The organism is Streptomyces alanosinicus (assembly GCF_014650595.1).
Classification (GTDB): domain Bacteria; phylum Actinomycetota; class Actinomycetes; order Streptomycetales; family Streptomycetaceae; genus Streptomyces; species Streptomyces alanosinicus.
In genome coordinates this window covers 94837-110914 of sequence record NZ_BMVG01000007.1, presented here as the reverse complement: position 1 = coordinate 110914, position 16078 = coordinate 94837, and the positions used below count along the sequence as shown (strand labels likewise).

13 protein-coding genes are annotated in these 16078 nt (G+C 70.6%); 8 read left to right on the top strand and 5 right to left on the bottom strand.

Annotated elements, in window-relative coordinates; all coding sequences use genetic code 11:
• The first annotated feature begins 39 nt into the window (after positions 1 to 39).
• Positions 40 to 2169, top strand: coding sequence for a SpoIIE family protein phosphatase (locus tag IE277_RS17665; protein WP_373310806.1), 2130 nt, complete (start codon positions 40 to 42; stop codon positions 2167 to 2169).
• 95 nt (positions 2170 to 2264) lie between these two features.
• Here the strand turns inward: IE277_RS17665 and IE277_RS17660 are convergent, their stop codons facing one another.
• Positions 2265 to 4637, bottom strand: a complete 2373-nt coding sequence (locus tag IE277_RS17660) for a transglycosylase domain-containing protein (RefSeq protein WP_189953487.1) — start codon at positions 4635 to 4637, stop codon at positions 2265 to 2267.
• 229 nt (positions 4638 to 4866) lie between these two features.
• Here IE277_RS17660 and IE277_RS17655 point away from each other — a divergent pair, with 229 nt between their 5' ends.
• From IE277_RS17655 to IE277_RS17635, 5 genes are all read left to right on the top strand, one after another.
• Positions 4867 to 5802 (top strand): SPFH domain-containing protein, encoded by a 936-nt coding sequence (locus IE277_RS17655; RefSeq protein ID WP_189953486.1) that lies wholly within the window; start codon positions 4867 to 4869, stop codon positions 5800 to 5802.
• Positions 5799 to 6056: a type II toxin-antitoxin system antitoxin gene (locus IE277_RS17650; protein WP_189953484.1), complete on the top strand. Its 258-nt coding sequence runs from the start codon at positions 5799 to 5801 to the stop codon at positions 6054 to 6056. Before IE277_RS17655 ends, IE277_RS17650 begins: the two co-directional genes overlap by 4 nt.
• Positions 6057 to 6186: 130 nt before the next feature.
• Positions 6187 to 6711, top strand: coding sequence for a PadR family transcriptional regulator (locus IE277_RS17645; protein ID WP_189953482.1), 525 nt, complete (start codon positions 6187 to 6189; stop codon positions 6709 to 6711).
• On the top strand, positions 6708 to 7397 hold the full coding sequence (locus tag IE277_RS17640) for an ABC transporter ATP-binding protein (RefSeq protein WP_189953479.1): 690 nt from the start codon (positions 6708 to 6710) through the stop codon (positions 7395 to 7397). Before IE277_RS17645 ends, IE277_RS17640 begins: the two co-directional genes overlap by 4 nt.
• Positions 7398 to 7480: 83 nt before the next feature.
• Positions 7481 to 9787: an ABC transporter permease gene (locus IE277_RS17635; protein WP_189953477.1), complete on the top strand. Its 2307-nt coding sequence runs from the start codon at positions 7481 to 7483 to the stop codon at positions 9785 to 9787.
• A gap of 30 nt (positions 9788 to 9817) precedes the next feature.
• Here IE277_RS17635 and IE277_RS17630 read toward each other — a convergent pair whose 3' ends face one another.
• Positions 9818 to 10768 (bottom strand): LysR substrate-binding domain-containing protein, encoded by a 951-nt coding sequence (locus IE277_RS17630; RefSeq protein WP_189953475.1) that lies wholly within the window; start codon positions 10766 to 10768, stop codon positions 9818 to 9820.
• Positions 10769 to 10901: 133 nt separating this feature from the next.
• On the opposite strand from IE277_RS17630, the gene IE277_RS17625 reads away from it, so the two are divergent.
• Both IE277_RS17625 and IE277_RS17620 read left to right on the top strand, forming a co-directional pair.
• On the top strand, positions 10902 to 11456 hold the full coding sequence (locus IE277_RS17625) for a peroxiredoxin (RefSeq protein ID WP_071381327.1): 555 nt from the start codon (positions 10902 to 10904) through the stop codon (positions 11454 to 11456).
• Positions 11457 to 11459: 3 nt separating this feature from the next.
• Positions 11460 to 11993 (top strand): alkyl hydroperoxide reductase, encoded by a 534-nt coding sequence (locus tag IE277_RS17620; protein ID WP_189953473.1) that lies wholly within the window; start codon positions 11460 to 11462, stop codon positions 11991 to 11993.
• Positions 11994 to 12014: 21 nt separating this feature from the next.
• On the opposite strand, the gene IE277_RS17615 is transcribed toward IE277_RS17620, so the two are convergent.
• From IE277_RS17615 to phoH2, 3 genes are all read right to left on the bottom strand, one after another.
• Positions 12015 to 13391 (bottom strand): AI-2E family transporter, encoded by a 1377-nt coding sequence (locus tag IE277_RS17615; protein ID WP_189953471.1) that lies wholly within the window; start codon positions 13389 to 13391, stop codon positions 12015 to 12017.
• Positions 13392 to 13532: 141 nt separating this feature from the next.
• Positions 13533 to 14246, bottom strand: a complete 714-nt coding sequence (locus tag IE277_RS17610) for an aggregation-promoting factor C-terminal-like domain-containing protein (RefSeq protein WP_189953469.1) — start codon at positions 14244 to 14246, stop codon at positions 13533 to 13535.
• Positions 14247 to 14677: 431 nt separating this feature from the next.
• Complete coding sequence (gene phoH2, locus IE277_RS17605; RefSeq protein ID WP_189953467.1) at positions 14678 to 16003, bottom strand: RNA 5'-3' helicase PhoH2; 1326 nt, start codon at positions 16001 to 16003, stop codon at positions 14678 to 14680.
• Positions 16004 to 16078 lie beyond the last annotated feature (75 nt).

Below are 16078 nucleotides of genomic sequence, written 5' to 3'. Positions count from 1 at the left end.
GCGGGACCAACTGCGCGCGCGGCGCGCAGCGCCGTACGGATGGATGCGACACGCGTGACGGAGCAGCCCACCTCCTTCGAGCGCCCCCAGGGCGCCGACCCCGCGGAGGGCCGCGGGGCGCTCCTGCGTACCCCGAAACCGGCCGGCGCCCCGGCCTTACCGGCGCAGGCGCGGGCCGAGGGCACGCCGTCCGGGCCGGGCACGGCCACGCCCGGTGGCAAGGGAAAGGACGGCAAGGGGACGCAGGCCCCGGTCGGCAAGGGGAAGGAGCCCCCAGTCAACGTCCCCGAGCACTCCCAGCCCGCAGCCACGGAACCCGGCGCTCACCGCCCGCGCCCCGCGCCGGAGGCCATTCCGCCGCAGCCCGGTGCCGAGCAGGAACGGACGCAGGGCGGTCAGGACCGCCGTACCGGACGCGGTCTGCCGGCGGGCCGGCCGACGCCGATGCGACGCGACGGCGACCGGCTGAGATTCGTGGGCGCGGCCACCCGGCGGATCGCGCGCGGCCTCGATCTGGACGAGATCGTGATGGGCCTGTGCCGGGCGACCGTACCGACGTTCTCGGACGCGATCCTGGTCTATCTGCGCGACCCGCTGCCGGTCGGCGACGAGCGGCCCACCGGGCCGGTGGTGCTCAGGCTGCGCCGCACCGACCGGATACCGGAGGAGCGGGACACCGACGGGGTGCTGCTGCCGCCCGCCTTCGAGCCGGAGCCGGAACCGAGCCCGCTGGCCGAGCTGTCCTCGCTCACCACCGAGCTGTGCGAGGTCCGGCCCGGCGGCGCGCTGAACGAGGTGCTGCGCGGGGTCCGGCCGGTGTTCGCGGACGCGCCGGCCGCGCGGGCCGCGCTGCCCGAACTGCTCGGCGAGGGCGGCGAGTCGGTGGTGCCGCCCGGACAGCACGCGATCCTCGCGCCGCTGCGCGGCCGGCGCCGGGTGATCGGCGCAGCGCTGTTCCTGCGCCGCCCGGAGCGGCTCGCGTTCGAGGCCGACGACCTTCTGGTGGCGGCCCAGCTGGCCACACACAGCGCGCTCGGCATCGACAAGGCGGTGCTGTACGGCCGGGAGGCCTATATCGCCGACGAGCTGCAGCGCACCATGCTGCCCGAGACCCTGCCCCGCCCGACCGGCGTGCGGCTGGCCTCCCGGTATCTGCCGGCCGCCGAGACCGCGCGGGTGGGCGGCGACTGGTACGACGCGATCCCGCTGCCCGGCAGCCGGGTCGCGCTGGTCGTCGGCGACGTCATGGGCCACTCCATGACCTCGGCGGCGATCATGGGCCAGCTGCGCACGACCGCGCAGACCCTGGCCGGGCTCGACCTGCCGCCGCAGGAGGTGCTGCACCACCTCGACGAGCAGGCGCAGCGGCTCGGCACGGACCGCATGGCGACCTGTCTGTACGCCGTCTACGACCCGGTCACCCATCGCATCACCATCGCCAACGCCGGCCATCCGCCGCCCGTGCTGCTGCATCTGGGCGGCCGGGCCGAGGTGCTGCGGGTGCCGCCGGGCGCGCCCATCGGGGTCGGCGGCGTCGACTTCGAGGCCGTCGAGCTGGACGCGCCCGCCGGGGCCACGCTGCTCCTGTACACCGACGGTCTGGTGGAGTCCCGGCTGCGGGACGTGTGGACCGGCATAGAGCAGCTGCGGGAGAAGCTCGCCGCGACCGCCCGGTTGACCGGCCCCGATCATCCGCCGCCGCTGGAGGCGCTGTGCGACGAGGTGCTGGACATGCTCGGGCCGGGCGACCGGGACGACGACATCGCGCTGCTCGCGGCCCGCTTCGACGGGATCGCGCCGAGCGATGTCGCGTACTGGCGGCTGGAGCCGGAGGAGACGGCCCCCGGCCAGGCCCGCCGGCTGGCCCGGCGCGCGCTCGCCCGCTGGGACCTGGAGGATCTGTCGGACTCGGTGGAGCTGCTGGTCAGCGAGGTCGTGACGAACGCCGTACGGTACGCGTCGCGGCCGGTGACGCTGCGGTTGCTGCGCACGGATGTGCTGCGCTGCGAGGTCGGCGACGATGTGCCGCAGCTGCCGCGGCTGCGGCAGGCGCGGGCCACGGACGAGGGCGGGCGCGGCCTGTACCTGGTCAACAAGCTGGCCCGGCGCTGGGGCGCGACCCGGCTGAGCACCGGCAAGGTGGTCTGGTTCGAGCTGAACCGGGGCTGAGCCGGTACTGACCGGGTCTTCCGGATCCACGACGCGAAGGGCGCCCGGGACTTCCCGGGCGCCCTTCGCGTGTGCTGCTGCCGGCCGGCGTGCTCCTACTGCCCGGCGTTCTGGCCGAAGTTCTGGCCGCCGCCGGGATCGAGCGGATTGTCCGTGATGGTGCCCGTCGGTGTCTGCGTCGGCGTCTGTGTGGGGGTCTGCGTCGGCGACTGGGTGGGCGACTGGGTCGGTGAGTGCGTCGGCGTGTGGGACGGCGACGTGGAGGTCGACGGCTTGCCGGACGGCGAGTGCGACGGCTTGCTGGACGGCGTCGGCTGCGACGACGGCGTCGGCGTGTAGGTCGGCTGGACGGCCGCGCCCTGCGTGGTGTCCAGGTCGAACTTGCTGACGTCGCCCATCGCCCCGAAGGTGTAGGCGGCCCAGATCTTCGCCGGGTAGCTGCCACCCGCGACACGGCCGGGGCCGCCGGAGGGGGCGACCAGGCCGGTCGCGCCCGTCATCGGCACCTGGGCGTGGGTCTTGGCGTCCTCGCCGAACAGGCCGACCGAGGTGACCAGGCCGGGCGTGTAGCCGGTGAACCAGGCCGACTTGTTGTTGTCGGACGTACCCGTCTTGCCGGCGACCTGCTGGCCGTCGCGCGCCGGGTTGTCCGCCACCGACTTGCTGGCCGTACCGTCGTCGACCACGCCGGTGAGTACCGAGGTGACCGTGTCGGCGGCCGTCCGGGGAATCACCTCGTCGCCGATCGGGTCCGGCAGGGTGATGCTGCTGTCCTTGTGGTCGGCCGACTTGATGATCGTCGGGGTGACCTTCTTGCCGTGGTTGTCGAGGGTCGCGTAGATGCCGGCCATCTCCAGCGGGCTCGCGCCCATGGAGCCCAGCGTCTGCGCGGGGACGGCCTCCATGCCCTTGGTGTCCATGCCGAGCTTGCCGGCCACGTCCATCACCTTGCTCATGCCCACGTCCACGCCCATCTGCGCGAAGACGGAGTTGACGGACTTGTTCATCGCCGTCTGGACGGTGATGGGGCCGTAGTCCTGCTTGTCCTCGTTCGGCGGGCCGAAGCCGACCTTGCTGCCCACGACCTGGCGGCCGCTGGTGCCGTCGTAGACCGTGCTCGCCGTGATGGGCTGGCCGTCCTGCGTCGTGGCGCCGTCGGCCAGCGCGGCGGCCAGGATCACCGGCTTGAAGGTGGAGGCGGGCTGGTAGTCACGCCGGGTCGCGTTGTTGGTGAAGTGCTTGAAGTAGTCCGGACCGCCGTACATGGCGAGGACCTTGCCGGTCGTCGGGTCGACGGACACGGCACCGGGCTGGACGTTGCCGTCGACGGAGCGCTTCTTCGCGTCCAGCTTGCCGATCAGCTGCTCGCTGACGGCCTGTTCCAGCTGGCGCTGCTTCTTCTTGTCGATGTTGAGCGTGATGGTCCAGCCGCCCTTGCGCACCAACGCCTCGGCGTCCCCGAGGGTGTTGGCCTTGCCCTGGGCGACCAGCTGCTTCTCCAGCTGCACGTTGGCCGCGTCCACCAGGTAGCCGGTCTGCCCCTTCATGCCGGGGGCCGCCTTGGGCGCCTTCGGTACCGGGAAGGTCATGGCCTGGCGCTTGCCGGCGTCCAGCCAGTTCTGCTTGACCATGTTGTCCAGGACGTAGTTCCAGCGGGCCTGCGCCAGCTTCTTGCCCGTGTCGGTGGCCAGCGCCCAGTCGTACTGGTTCGGCGCCTGGAGCAGCGCGGCGAGGTAGGCGCCCTCCTGGACCTTGAGGTCCTTGGCGTCCTTGTGGTAATACGCCTGTGCCGCGGCCTGGATGCCGTAGGCGCCGCGGCCGTAGTAGCTGGTGTTGATGTAGCCCGCGAGGATGTAGTCCTTGGACTTCTGGCGGTCCAGCTTCAGCGAGATGACCAGTTCGTTGAGCTTGCGCGAGACGGTCTGGTTCTGGTCCAGGTAGTAGTTCTTGACGTACTGCTGGGTGATCGTCGAACCGCCCTGGGTGCCGCGCCCCATGAGGGTGTTGAGCACGCCGCGGGCGGTGCCCTTCAGGTCGACGCCGGCGTCGTGGTAGAAGGACTTGTTCTCGGCCGCGACGAAGGTGTGCTGGACGTCCTTGGGGACTTCGGAGAGATCGACGCTCTCACGGTTGAGGTCGCCGGTGCGGGCGAGCATCGTGCCGTCGCTGTACTTGTAGATGTTGCTCTGCAACTGGGCGGCGGCGTTGCCCGCCGGGATGTCCACGTACAGATACAGCCCGATGAAGGCGAGGATCACCAGCAGGCACATGCCGAAGAGCGTGCCGAGGATCTTCTTCCAGGTGAAGAGCCTGCGTATGAAACTCTTGGCGGGTTTGCCGCCGGCCGGAGCACCGGCCGGGGCGCCCGCCGAGCCGGTGGCGCCGGCCGTGGGTGCGGAGCGGCGGCGCCTGGGCGCCGCGCGGTGGCCACCGCGCTGTCGCGCTCGTCTCTCTTCCGCTCGTCCCATCGGTCCCTACGCTCGCTTCCGTCTCGGGGTCAGCTCCGAAAGCTAACACCCCTCTATATGACAAAGGTCGTCCGATCCGTTCTTTTACGGACGTGACAATCAGCACCTGCCCCATGGGAACCGACGAATCCGAAGGCCACAGGGTTGCCTCCGACACAAAAAGTGTTATCACTTAGCTAGAAGGAAGCTAGGCCCGCACGGCGGGCCTCATGAGAAACGGGGACCACCCATGTCCGCACACGACCCGGCCGCCACCGTCGACGCACCCGAGATGCCCGCACCCCAGGTGCGCGAGACCACCGCGCACAGCATCGGCGGCGGGCTCGCCCTGCTGCTCGGCCTGCTCGGGCTCGGCGCCACCGCCGCGCTGATCGCCACCGCCTCGGCCGTCCCGTCCCCCGGCGCCAAGGCCGGCCTCGTCGTCACCGGGATCGTCGTCTTCCTCGCCGCGGTCATCTCGCTGCGCGGCCTGAACACGGTCGCGCCCGGCGAGGCCCGGGTCGTCCAGCTCTTCGGCCGGTACCGGGGCACGATCCGGCAGGACGGCCTGCGCTGGGTGAACCCCTTCACCTCGCGGACCCGGATCTCCACGCGGGTGCGCAACCACGAGACCGCCGTACTGAAGGTCAACGACGCCTACGGCAACCCGATCGAGCTGGCCGCGGTGGTGGTCTGGAAGGTCCAGGACACCGCCCAGGCCACCTTCGAGGTCGACGACTTCACCGAGTTCGTCGCCACCCAGACCGAGACGGCCGTACGGCACATCGCGATCGAGTACCCCTATGACGCCCACGAGGAGGACGGCCTGTCGCTGCGCGGGAACGCCGAGGAGATCACCGAGAAGCTGGCCGTCGAACTGCAGGTGCGCGTACAGGCGGCCGGAGTCGAGATCATCGAGTCGCGCTTCACGCACCTCGCGTACGCTCCCGAGATCGCCTCGGCGATGCTCCAGCGGCAGCAGGCGGGGGCGGTCGTGGCCGCGCGGCGGCAGATCGTGGACGGCGCGGTCGGCATGGTCGAGGCGGCGCTCGCCCGCATCGCGGAGGCCGACATCGTGGAACTGGACGAGGAACGGAAAGCGGCGATGGTGTCCAACCTGATGGTCGTGCTGTGCGGGGACCGCGCCCCGCAGCCGGTGCTCAACACCGGGACCCTCTACCAGTGACGGATTCCGCCGGGGGTGCGGCCCCTCAGCGACGGCCTCAGCAGCGCAAGCAGGTACTGCTGAGGCTCGACCCGTCGGTGTACGAGGCACTGGCGCGGTGGGCCGGGGACGAACTGCGGTCGGCCAACGCGCAGATCGAGTTCCTGCTGCGGAAGGCGCTGGCGGAGACGGGACGGCTGCCGAAGGACACGGGGCCGCTGCCGCGACGGGGGCGGCCGCCCGGGGGCTCCGCCTCCGAGCCCCCGTCGGCCTGAAGGGCTTCGGCCTCGCATTTCTTTACCGAACCAAGACAATGCCCTCCCACCTGCACCGTCGTACCGCAGGCCATGATCTCCACACTCCGCGTATACATACGGCGTATACACCGTGTGTAGAGTGCTGCGCATGTCCATCGGTCACACCCTCCTGGGGCTCCTGGAGTCCGGCCCGCGTCACGGTTACGACCTGAAGCGGGCCTTCGACGAGAAGTTCGGTCACGACCGGCCGCTGCACTACGGCCAGGTCTACTCCACGATGTCCCGGCTGCTGAAGCACGGCCTCGTGGAGGTCGACGGCATCGAGGCGGGCGGCGGGCCCGAGCGGAAGCGGTACGCCATCACCGACGCCGGTATCACCGACGTCGAGCGCTGGCTCGCGACCCCGGAGAAGCCCGAGGAGTACCTCCAGTCGACCCTGTACACCAAGGTCGTCCTCGCGCTGCTGACCCACCGCGACGCGGCCGACATCCTCGACACCCAACGCTCCGAGCATCTGCGCAGCATGCGGATCCTGACCGACCGCAAGCGCAAGGGCGACCTCGCCGACCAGCTGATCTGCGACCACGCGCTGTTCCACCTGGAGGCCGATCTGCGCTGGCTGGAGCTGACCGCCGCGCGTCTGGACAAGCTCCGGGAGGCGGTGTCCCGATGACCGCTCCCACCGGCTCCCTGCTCACCGCCGAGAAGCTGCGCAAGGCCTACGGCCCCACGGTCGCACTGGACGGCGCCGAGTTCTCCATCCACCCCGGCGAGGTCGTCGCCGTCATGGGCCCCTCCGGCTCCGGCAAGTCGACCCTGCTGCACTGTCTCGCCGGCATCGTGCCGCCCGACTCCGGGTCCATCGTCTACGACGGCCGCGAGCTGGCCGGCATGAGCGACGCCGAGCGCAGCGCGCTGCGGCGCTCCGAGTTCGGGTTCGTCTTCCAGTTCGGCCAGCTGGTGCCCGAGTTGACCTGTGTCGAGAACGTGGCCCTCCCGCTGCGCCTGAACGGCACCTCCCGCAAGCAGGCCGAGAAGGCCGCGCTCGGCTGGATGGAGCGCCTGGAGGTGGACGACCTCGGGGGCAAGCGGCCCGGCGAGGTCTCCGGCGGCCAGGGGCAGCGCGTCGCGGTGGCGCGGGCGCTGGTCACCGGGCCCCGGGTGGTCTTCGCCGACGAGCCGACCGGCGCGCTCGACTCCCTCAACGGCGAGCGCGTGATGGAGCTGCTGACCGACGCGGCCCGCTCCGCCAACGCGGCCGTCGTCCTCGTCACGCACGAGGCCCGGGTGGCGGCCTACTCCGACCGGGAGATCGTCGTACGCGACGGCAGGTCCCGGGACATGGAGCGCGCCATATGAATGCCCGCCCGTCACCCACCACCGCCCTGCCGGAGGCGCTTCGCGCCGCCCCTCTCAATTCCAAGTGGTCCAGGGACCTCGCTATGGGGATCCGGTTCGCCTTCACCGGCGGGCGCGAGGGCTGGATCCGGATGCTGCTCACGGCGGTCGGCGTCGGCATGGGCGTGGCGCTGCTGCTGCTGACGACCGCGATCCCCAGCGCGCTGGCGGTACGGCACGACCGGGACGAGGCCCGCCTGGACTACACCTACGGCCCCAAGCGGGCCAAGGCAGCGAACACGCTGCTGATCTCCGACTCCGACACGATGTACCACGGCGACGCCGTCCGTGGCCGGCTGGTGGAGCCCGAGGGTCCGCGAGCGCCGCTCGCACCGGGCCTGTCGGCATACCCCGCGCCGGGCGACATGGTCGTCTCCGCCGCGCTGAAGGACCTGCTCGGCTCCGCCGAGGGCAAAGTGCTGCGCGAGCGGCTGCCGTACCGGATCACCGGGACGATCGGCGAGAGCGGACTCGTCGGCGCGCGGGAGCTGGCCTACTACGCCGGCGCGAAGAACCTGGCCCCGCACATCGACGGCTACCACACGGCCCGGATCAGCAAGTTCGGGCACCCGGACGGGACGACCTCGTCGAACTCGATGGATCCGGTTCTGATCCTGCTGATCCTGGTCGTCTTCGCGGTCCTGCTGATGCCGGTCGTCGTGTTCATCGCCACCGCCGTACGGTTCGGCGGCGAGCGGCGCGACCGCCGGCTGGCCGCGCTGCGGCTGGTGGGCGCCGACAGCCGGATGACCCGGCGGATCGCGGCGGGCGAGGCGCTCGCCGGAGCGCTGGTCGGGCTGGCCTTCGGCACCGTCTTCTTCCTGATCGCCCGTCAGCTCTCCGGCGCGATCCAGGTCGTCGGCATCAGCGTCTTCCCCAGCTATCTGAACCCCTCACCGGCGCTGGCCGCCCTGGTCGCGGTCACCGTCCCGGCGGCGGCGGTGCTGGTGACGCTGTTCGCGCTGCGCGGTGTGGTCATCGAGCCGCTGGGCGTGGTCCGTACGGCCAAGCCCACCCGCCGTCGGCTGTGGTGGCGACTGCTACTGCCCGTGGGCGGTCTCGCGGCGCTCGCCCCGATGATCGGCCAGGGCAGGGAGAACGGCGACTTCAACCCCTATCTGGTGATCGGCGGCGTCCTGCTGCTGCTCGTCGGCGTCACCACGCTGCTGCCGTGGATCGTCGAGGCGGTGGTGGCCCGGCTGGGCCGGGGCGGCATCGCCTGGCAACTGGCCGTACGAAGGCTCCAGTTGAGCAGCGGCTCGGCGGCGCGCATGGTGAACGGCATCGCGGTCGCGGTGGCCGGGGCCATCGCGATGCAGATGCTGTTCGCGGGCATCCAGGGCGACTACACCAAGCGCACGGCGCAGGACACCAGCCGGGTGCAGCTGCAGGTCAACCTGTCGCAGGGCATCGACTTCCTCCCGGCCGCCGCGAAGTTCTCCGCGACCAAGGGGGTGCGCAAGGTGACCGCGCTCGGCAGCACCGAGCTGGGCGACACCAACTGGCGGAGCGGGCCCCATGAGACGGTGTCCCTGACCGTCGGCACCTGCCAGTCCCTGCGCGAAATGGCCCGGCTGACGTCCTGTCGCGACGGGGACGCCTTCGTGGCCTCGGGCGGGGGCCGCGACGGCAGCGTGACGAATCTCGTCCGGCCCGGCCGCACGCTCCACATGGACACCATCAACGGCACGGGCCGGGGCGGGGACGCCCCCTGGACCGTACCGGCCCATCTGAAGCCGGCCACCGCGATCACCGGCCCGAACGGACTCAGCGACAGCAGTGTGCTGCTGACCCCGGCCGCCGTGCCCGAGCGGATGAGCCCGCTGCTGCGCGGGGCCGTCTATCTCTCGATGGACGAGTCGACGCCGGACGCGGACGAGTACGTCCGCAACACCGCCGCCCGGATCGACCCGGTGGCGGACACGATCGTGTGGTCGGCCACCGAGCGGTCGAAGCAGTTCGACTCCATCCGCACCGGTACGTTCGCCGGCGCCATCTGTGTGCTGGCACTGATCGGCGCGAGTCTGCTGGTCTCCCAGCTGGAGCAGTTGCGCGAGCGCAGGAAGCTGCTGTCGTCGCTGGTCGCCTTCGGCACCCGGCGGCGCACCCTGAGCCTGTCGGTGCTGTGGCAGACGGCCGTCCCGATCGCCCTCGGCCTGCTGCTCGCCTCCACCGTCGGACTGACGCTGGGCGCGGTGCTGCTGAAGATGGTGGGCGTGACGCTGGGCGTGGACTGGGCGAGCGTGCTGTCCCTGACCGGCGCCGGCGCGGCGGTGGTCCTCACGGTCACCGCGCTGAGCCTGCCGCCGCTGGTACGGATGATGCGTCCGGAGGGCCTGCGGACGGAGTGACTGGTCGGCGCCGTGGGGAGGACCGCTCCCTCACGGCGCTTCCAGTACCCGGACCGGCAACGCGCACAGCGCCTCGCGCAACGCGGCCGCCAGCTCCTCGTACTCCGCGGCCCGCGCCGCCCCCGCCCGCATGGCGAGAGCCACCCGGCGGCTCGGGGCCGGCTCGGCGAACGCGCCGGTGAGGAGCTGGCTGCTGCGTGTGGTCTCCAGCTTCAGCGCCGTACGCGGCAGCAGCGTGCAGCCGAGGCCGCCCGCGACCAGTTGGACCAGCGTGGACAGGCCGGCGGCCGTCGTGGTCACCGGCGCGTCCTCGCGGCCGGCCTCCCGGCAGATGTCCAGGGCCTGGTCGCGCAGGCAGTGCCCCTCGTCCAGAAGCAGCAGGTTCAGCTCCTTCAGGGCCTCGCGGGCGATGCCCTCGCGGCCGCCGAGCCAGTGGTCGAGCGGGGTGACGAGCACGAAGTCCTCGTCGAACAGGGGGAGTTCGACGACTCCGGGCACACCGAGCGGGACCGCCAGCAACAGCAGGTCGAGGCGGCCGGAGTGCAGACCGTCGAGCAGGCTGCCGGTCTGCTCCTCGTGCACCTGGAGGTCGAGGTCCGGGTAGCGCTCATGGACGAGCCGCAGCACGGTGGGCAGCAGATACGGCGCGACGGTCGGGATCACCCCGAGGCGCAGCACACCCGTGAACGGCGCCCGGACCGCCTCGGCCTCCTCCAGCAGCGCGCCGACCGCGGCCAGCACCGCCTTCGCCCGCACCGCGAGGCGCTCCCCGGCCGGCGAGAGCAGCACCTTACGCGTCGTACGCTCAAGAAGCGTCACCCCGAGGGTCTCCTCCAGCGCCGAGACCGCTCCCGACAGGGCGGGCTGGCTCATCCCGATGGCGGCCGCCGCGTCCCTGAAGTGCAGATGCTCGGCCACGGCGGCGAAGGCACGCAGCTGCGCGAGGCTCGGCTGCTTCCGCTTGCCGTTACTACTGGTCACTGATAACCACCCCCGATCAACATGACCGAGTATAGCTATTTCTTTAATCAATCCAGCCTGTGCCACCATCACCAGCGTCCAACCCATGGGAAAGATCCTCAAAAGGGCTCTTTCTTCGCTGCAAGGAGAGCGTGTGCTCACTGTCGGTGACAAGTTCCCCGAATTCGAACTGACCGCCTGCGTCTCGCTGGAGAAGGGCAAGGAGTTCGAGCAGATCCACCACAAGTCCTACGAGGGCAAGTGGCTGGTCGTGTTCGCATGGCCGAAGGACTTCACCTTCGTCTGCCCGACCGAGATCGCCGCGTTCGGGAAGCTGAACGACGAGTTCGCCGACCGTGACGCCCAGATCCTCGGCTTCTCCGGTGACTCCGAGTTCGTCCACCACGCCTGGCGCAAGGACCACCCGGACCTGACCGACCTGCCGTTCCCGATGCTGGCCGACTCCAAGCACGAGCTGATGCGCGACCTCGGCATCGAGGGCGAGGACGGCTTCGCGCAGCGTGCCGTCTTCATCGTCGACCCGAACCGCGAGATCCAGTTCACCATGGTCACCGCCGGTTCCGTGGGCCGTAACCCCAAGGAGGTCCTGCGGGTCCTGGACGCCCTGCAGACCGACGAGCTGTGCCCGTGCAACTGGAGCAAGGGCGAGGACACCCTGGACCCGGTCGCGCTGCTGGCCGGTGAGTGACCCATGTCGCTCGACTCGCTGAAGTCCCGCGTCCCGGACTACGCCAAGGACCTGAAGCTCAACCTGGGCTCCGTCATCGGCAACTCGGAGCTGCCGGCGCAGCAGCTGTGGGGCACCGTGCTGGCGACCGCCATCGCCTCGCGTTCCCCGATCGTGCTGCGTGAGCTGGAGCCGGAGGCGAAGGCGAACCTGACGCCCGAGGCGTACACCGCCGCCAAGGCCGCCGCCGCGGTGATGGCGATGAACAACGTCTTCTACCGGACGCGTCACCTGCTGTCGGACCACGAGTACGGCACGCTGCGCGCGGGTCTGCGGATGAACGTCATCGGCAACCCGGGCGTGGAGAAGGTCGACTTCGAGCTGTGGTCGTTCGCGGTCTCCGCGATCAACGGCTGCGGTATGTGCCTGGACTCGCACGAGCAGGTGCTGCGCAAGGCCGGTGTGGAGCGCGAGACCGTCCAGGAGGCGTTCAAGATCGCCTCTGTGGTGCAGGCCGTGGGTGTCACACTCGACGCCGAGGCCGTGCTGGCCGAGTAGCCACAGCGTCGAGGACCCCGCTCACCCCTGGTGGGCGGGGTCTTCCGCGTTCTCCTCCAGCACCGCGTCCGCGGGCCCGGCGAGAGCCGCCTTCTGCTGCCGCAACTCCTCGGCGTACGTGCGCAGATATCCGACCACCGTGTTCGCCACCGCCACCAGCGGGACGGCCACGACCGCGCCGCCGATGCCGGCCACCATGCCGCCGGCCGCGACCGTGAGGACGACCGCCAGCGGGTGGACGCGGACGGCGCGGCCCAGGATGAACGGCTGCAGCACATGGCCCTCGATCTGCTGCACCGCCAGCACGACCACCAGGGTCATGACAGCCGTGAAGACGCCCTGGGTGACCAGGGCCACGATCACCGCGAGCGCGCCGGAGGCGACCGCGCCGACGAGCGGGATGAACGAGAACAGGAAGATGAACACGGCCAGCGGGACGGCCATCGGCACGTTCAGGAAGTAGATGCCGATACCGATGAAGGTCGCGTCGATCAGGGCGACCAGGACCGTGCCGCGGACGTAGGCGGTGAGCGTGCGCCAGGCGCGCGGACCGGCGCCGGCCACACCCGGGCGGGCCGCGGCGGGCACCAGCTTCAGGAACCACTCCCAGATGCGCTTGCCGTCGTAGAGCAGGAACAGCGTGGAGAAGAACACCAGCAGGATGCTGGTCAGGGTCTCGACGATGACCTGAACGCCCTCCAGACCGGCGGACGTTATCTGGTCGGCGTTGGCACCGATCGCCTCGCGCAGATTCTTGGCGATCTGGTTGATCTGCTTGTCGGTGACGTGGAAGGGGCTCTTCAGCAGCCAGTTGCGCAGATCGTCGATGCCGGACTGGATCTGGGTGGAGAGGGAGTCGATGTTCTCCATGACCTGCCAGGTCACGAACCAGCCCATCAGCCCTATGACGACGAACCCGCTGATCGCGGTGAGCGCCGTGGCCAGGCCGCGCGGCACTCCGCGGCGGGTGAGCCGGGCGACCGTCGGCTGGAGCAGCGCGGTGACGAGCAGGGCGATGACGAAGGCGAACACGACCAGCTGGATCGCGCTGATGACCCGCATCAGGACCCAGACGGTGCCGGCGAGGACCAGCAGCCGCCAGCTGGCCTCGGCGGCGACCCGCACCCCCCAGGGCACGGCCTCGGCGGGGTCGGGGCGGGCACCGGCCGGCGGCGCGGGACGGGCGGCGGGCCGTGCGGCGGCCTTGGCGGCCACAGCGGCGGCGGGGACCGGGGCCGGGTCGTCCGGCTCGGCCGGCTCAGGGGACTCGGGCGGGGTGTCCGGGGGCTGTGCGGTCTGCTCGCGTTCCACCTGCGCACGGCGTCGGTCCAGCCGCTCGCTCATATCGGTGAGACCGGCACCGAGCCGGCCGAGCCACCCTGGCACTCGCGATGACATGATCCGTCCTCTTCCCCCGCGTCCCCGCGTGCTCGCCACCTCTCCTCCCCCTGGAGGTTTTTCGGGTACGACCGTACAGGGCGAAAGCCCCTCCCCTGAGGACGGGGAGGGGCTGCGCCAGGTTGAGTGCGGCGGCGAGGCTCAGTAGTTGCCGTTCGCCTGCCAGTACGACCAGGCGTCACACGGGCTGCCGTAGCGCTGGTTCATGTAGTTCAGGCCCCACTTGATCTGCGTGGCCGGGTTGGTCCGCCAGTCGGCGCCCGCGGACGCCATCTTGCCGGCGGGCAGGGCCTGGACGAGGCCGTAGGCGCCGGAGGAGGCGTTGACCGCCTGATAGTTCCAGGTGGACTCGTGGTCCACGATGTTGCTGAAGCACTGGAACTGGCCGGACGGCACGATCTGCCGTGCGATGGCCTGGACCTGCGCCACCGTGTAGCTGCTCTGGACCGGGAAGTCGCTGGAGCCGGAGCCGGAGTCACGGGCGCTGTCACGGCTGGCCTCGGCCTTGACCTTGGCGCGTTCCTTGGCGTCCTTGGCCGCCTGCTCCGCGGCGGCCTTCTTCGCCACGGCGGTCTCGGCGGCTGCCCTGCGGGCTGCCTCCTCGGCGCCCTTCTTGGCACTCGCGTCCGCGGCGATGGCCTGGGAGTCGGCCTGCTGCGTCAGGGACGCGGACTGGACCTGGGCCTGCTGACCCGTGGGTATGTCCGCGAGGAGCGTGGTGTCGGCTGCCGTCGCCTCGGCGTCGTTGTTGTTCTGCTGCGCGACGCTGCCCGAGGCAACTCCGACGACGCTCCCGACGGCGGTGACCGCGGTGGCCGAAGCCACTGCGAATCCCCGGACCGAAATCCGGCTCACACGGTTTCCTTCCAGCATCGCCCGCTTCGGTGACCCTGGCGGACGCAATCGTGCCCCTGGCACTGGCCTCCCAACTGCGGGGTCACGGGAGGCACGGGCCCGGTGGGCAACTCCCTTCGCGGGGAGCGCCGCATGGTGCGCGGGCGGCATACGACGAGCTTTATGGAGTTGGTGGTGCCTCTGTGGTGCCGTACCTCCCCCAGGGCTTAACGCCTGGGAGGTGCCCCCAGGGGGTACAGGTGTGTCGTATGCGGGGCCTGACAGGAGTGAGACTCTGCCGTAACCGGACGCCGCGTGGCAATTCTGTGTTGCGTGTGAAAGCTCACATCCCGTTTGTCGCTGGGGATTTCTGGAAAGCTCCACGCGCGAAGGCGCCGCCCGGCTAGGCTCTTGGCCTTTGCCGGACGGCGCCAACTGGCGTGCGGGACGGGTCAGATGTGGCCGTCCTCCAGCATTTCGGTCACAAGCGCGGCAATCTGGGACCTCTCGGACCGGGTCAGCGTGACATGCGCGAAGAGCGGATGCCCCTTCAGCTTCTCCACGACGGCGACCACACCGTCATAGCGACCCACCCGCAGATTGTCCCGTTGCGCCACATCATGGGTGAGAACGACCCGTGAATTGGCGCCGATCCTGGACAGAACGGTCAGCAGGACATTCCGTTCCAGGGACTGCGCCTCGTCCACGATCACGAACGCGTCGTGCAGCGAGCGGCCGCGGATGTGGGTGAGCGGCAGCACCTCCAGCATCCCGCGCGCGGTGACCTCCTCGATGACCTCGCGGCTGGTGACCGCGGAGAGCGTGTCGAAGACGGCCTGGGCCCACGGGCTCATCTTCTCCGCCTCGGAGCCGGGCAGATAGCCCAACTCCTGCCCGCCGACCGCGTACAGCGGCCGGAAGACCATCACCTTCTGGTGCTGGCGGCGCTCCAGGACCGCCTCCAGGCCCGCGCACAGCGCCAGCGCCGACTTGCCGGTGCCGGCCCGGCCGCCCATCGAGACGATCCCGACGTCCGGGTCGAGCAGCAGATCGAGCGCGATGCGCTGCTCGGCGCTGCGTCCCTTGATGCCGAACGCCTCGCGGTCGCCGCGCACCAGACGGACCGTGCCCTCGGCCGTCACCCGGCCGAGCGCCTTGCCGCGCTCGGACTGGATGGTCAGGCCCGTGTGCACGGGGAGGTCGGAGGCCTCCCGGACATACAGATGGCCCTCCTCGAACAGGATGTCCACCTGCTCCCCGGAGAGGGTCAGTTCGGACATACCGGTCCAGCCGGAGTTCTCCGTGATGGCGAGTTCGGCGCGGTACTCCTCCGCGAGCAGCCCGACCGAGGACGCCTTGATCCGCAGTGGCAGATCCTTCGACACGACGGTGACGTCGTACCCCTCGGCCTGCAGATTGCGGGCCACCGCGAGGATGCGGGAGTCGTTGTCCCCCAGGCGGTAGCCGGTGGGCAGCACGCTGGGGTCCGAGTGGTTGAGCTCGACACGGACTGTCCCGCCGAGTTCCCCGATCGGGATGGGGGCGTCGAGGCGACCGTTCTTCACCCGGTAGTCGTCCAGCAGGCGCAGGGCCTGGCGGGCGAAGTAACCGAGTTCGGGATGGTGCCGCTTGGCCTCCAGTTCCGTGACCACCACGATCGGGAGCACGACCTCGTGCTCGTCGAAGCGGGTCAGGGCGTTCGGATCGGCCAGCAGGACGCTGGTGTCGAGAACATAAGTGCGCCGGTCTGACTTGTGGCGCTTTGCGCTGGTCACCACGGAAGGACGTACCCCCTCGGATGAGGTCGGGGAGCGACGGAGTGGAAGCCGGGCCGGGAGGGTGGGGCTACCACG

Bases quoted from the DNA above. Each gene is read 5' to 3' on its own strand.
- IE277_RS17655 (WP_189953486.1), top strand. From the start codon at position 4,867: ATGTCCGCACACGACCCGGCCGCCACCGTCGACGCACCCGAGATGCCC.
- IE277_RS17640 (WP_189953479.1), top strand. From the start codon at position 6,708: ATGACCGCTCCCACCGGCTCCCTGCTCACCGCCGAGAAGCTGCGCAAG.
- IE277_RS17645 (WP_189953482.1), top strand. From the start codon at position 6,187: ATGTCCATCGGTCACACCCTCCTGGGGCTCCTGGAGTCCGGCCCGCGT.
- IE277_RS17615 (WP_189953471.1), bottom strand. From the start codon at position 13,391: ATGTCATCGCGAGTGCCAGGGTGGCTCGGCCGGCTCGGTGCCGGTCTC.
- IE277_RS17660 (WP_189953487.1), bottom strand. From the start codon at position 4,637: ATGGGACGAGCGGAAGAGAGACGAGCGCGACAGCGCGGTGGCCACCGC.
- IE277_RS17620 (WP_189953473.1), top strand. From the start codon at position 11,460: ATGTCGCTCGACTCGCTGAAGTCCCGCGTCCCGGACTACGCCAAGGAC.
- IE277_RS17635 (WP_189953477.1), top strand. From the start codon at position 7,481: ATGGGGATCCGGTTCGCCTTCACCGGCGGGCGCGAGGGCTGGATCCGG.
- IE277_RS17665 (WP_373310806.1), top strand. From the start codon at position 40: ATGGATGCGACACGCGTGACGGAGCAGCCCACCTCCTTCGAGCGCCCC.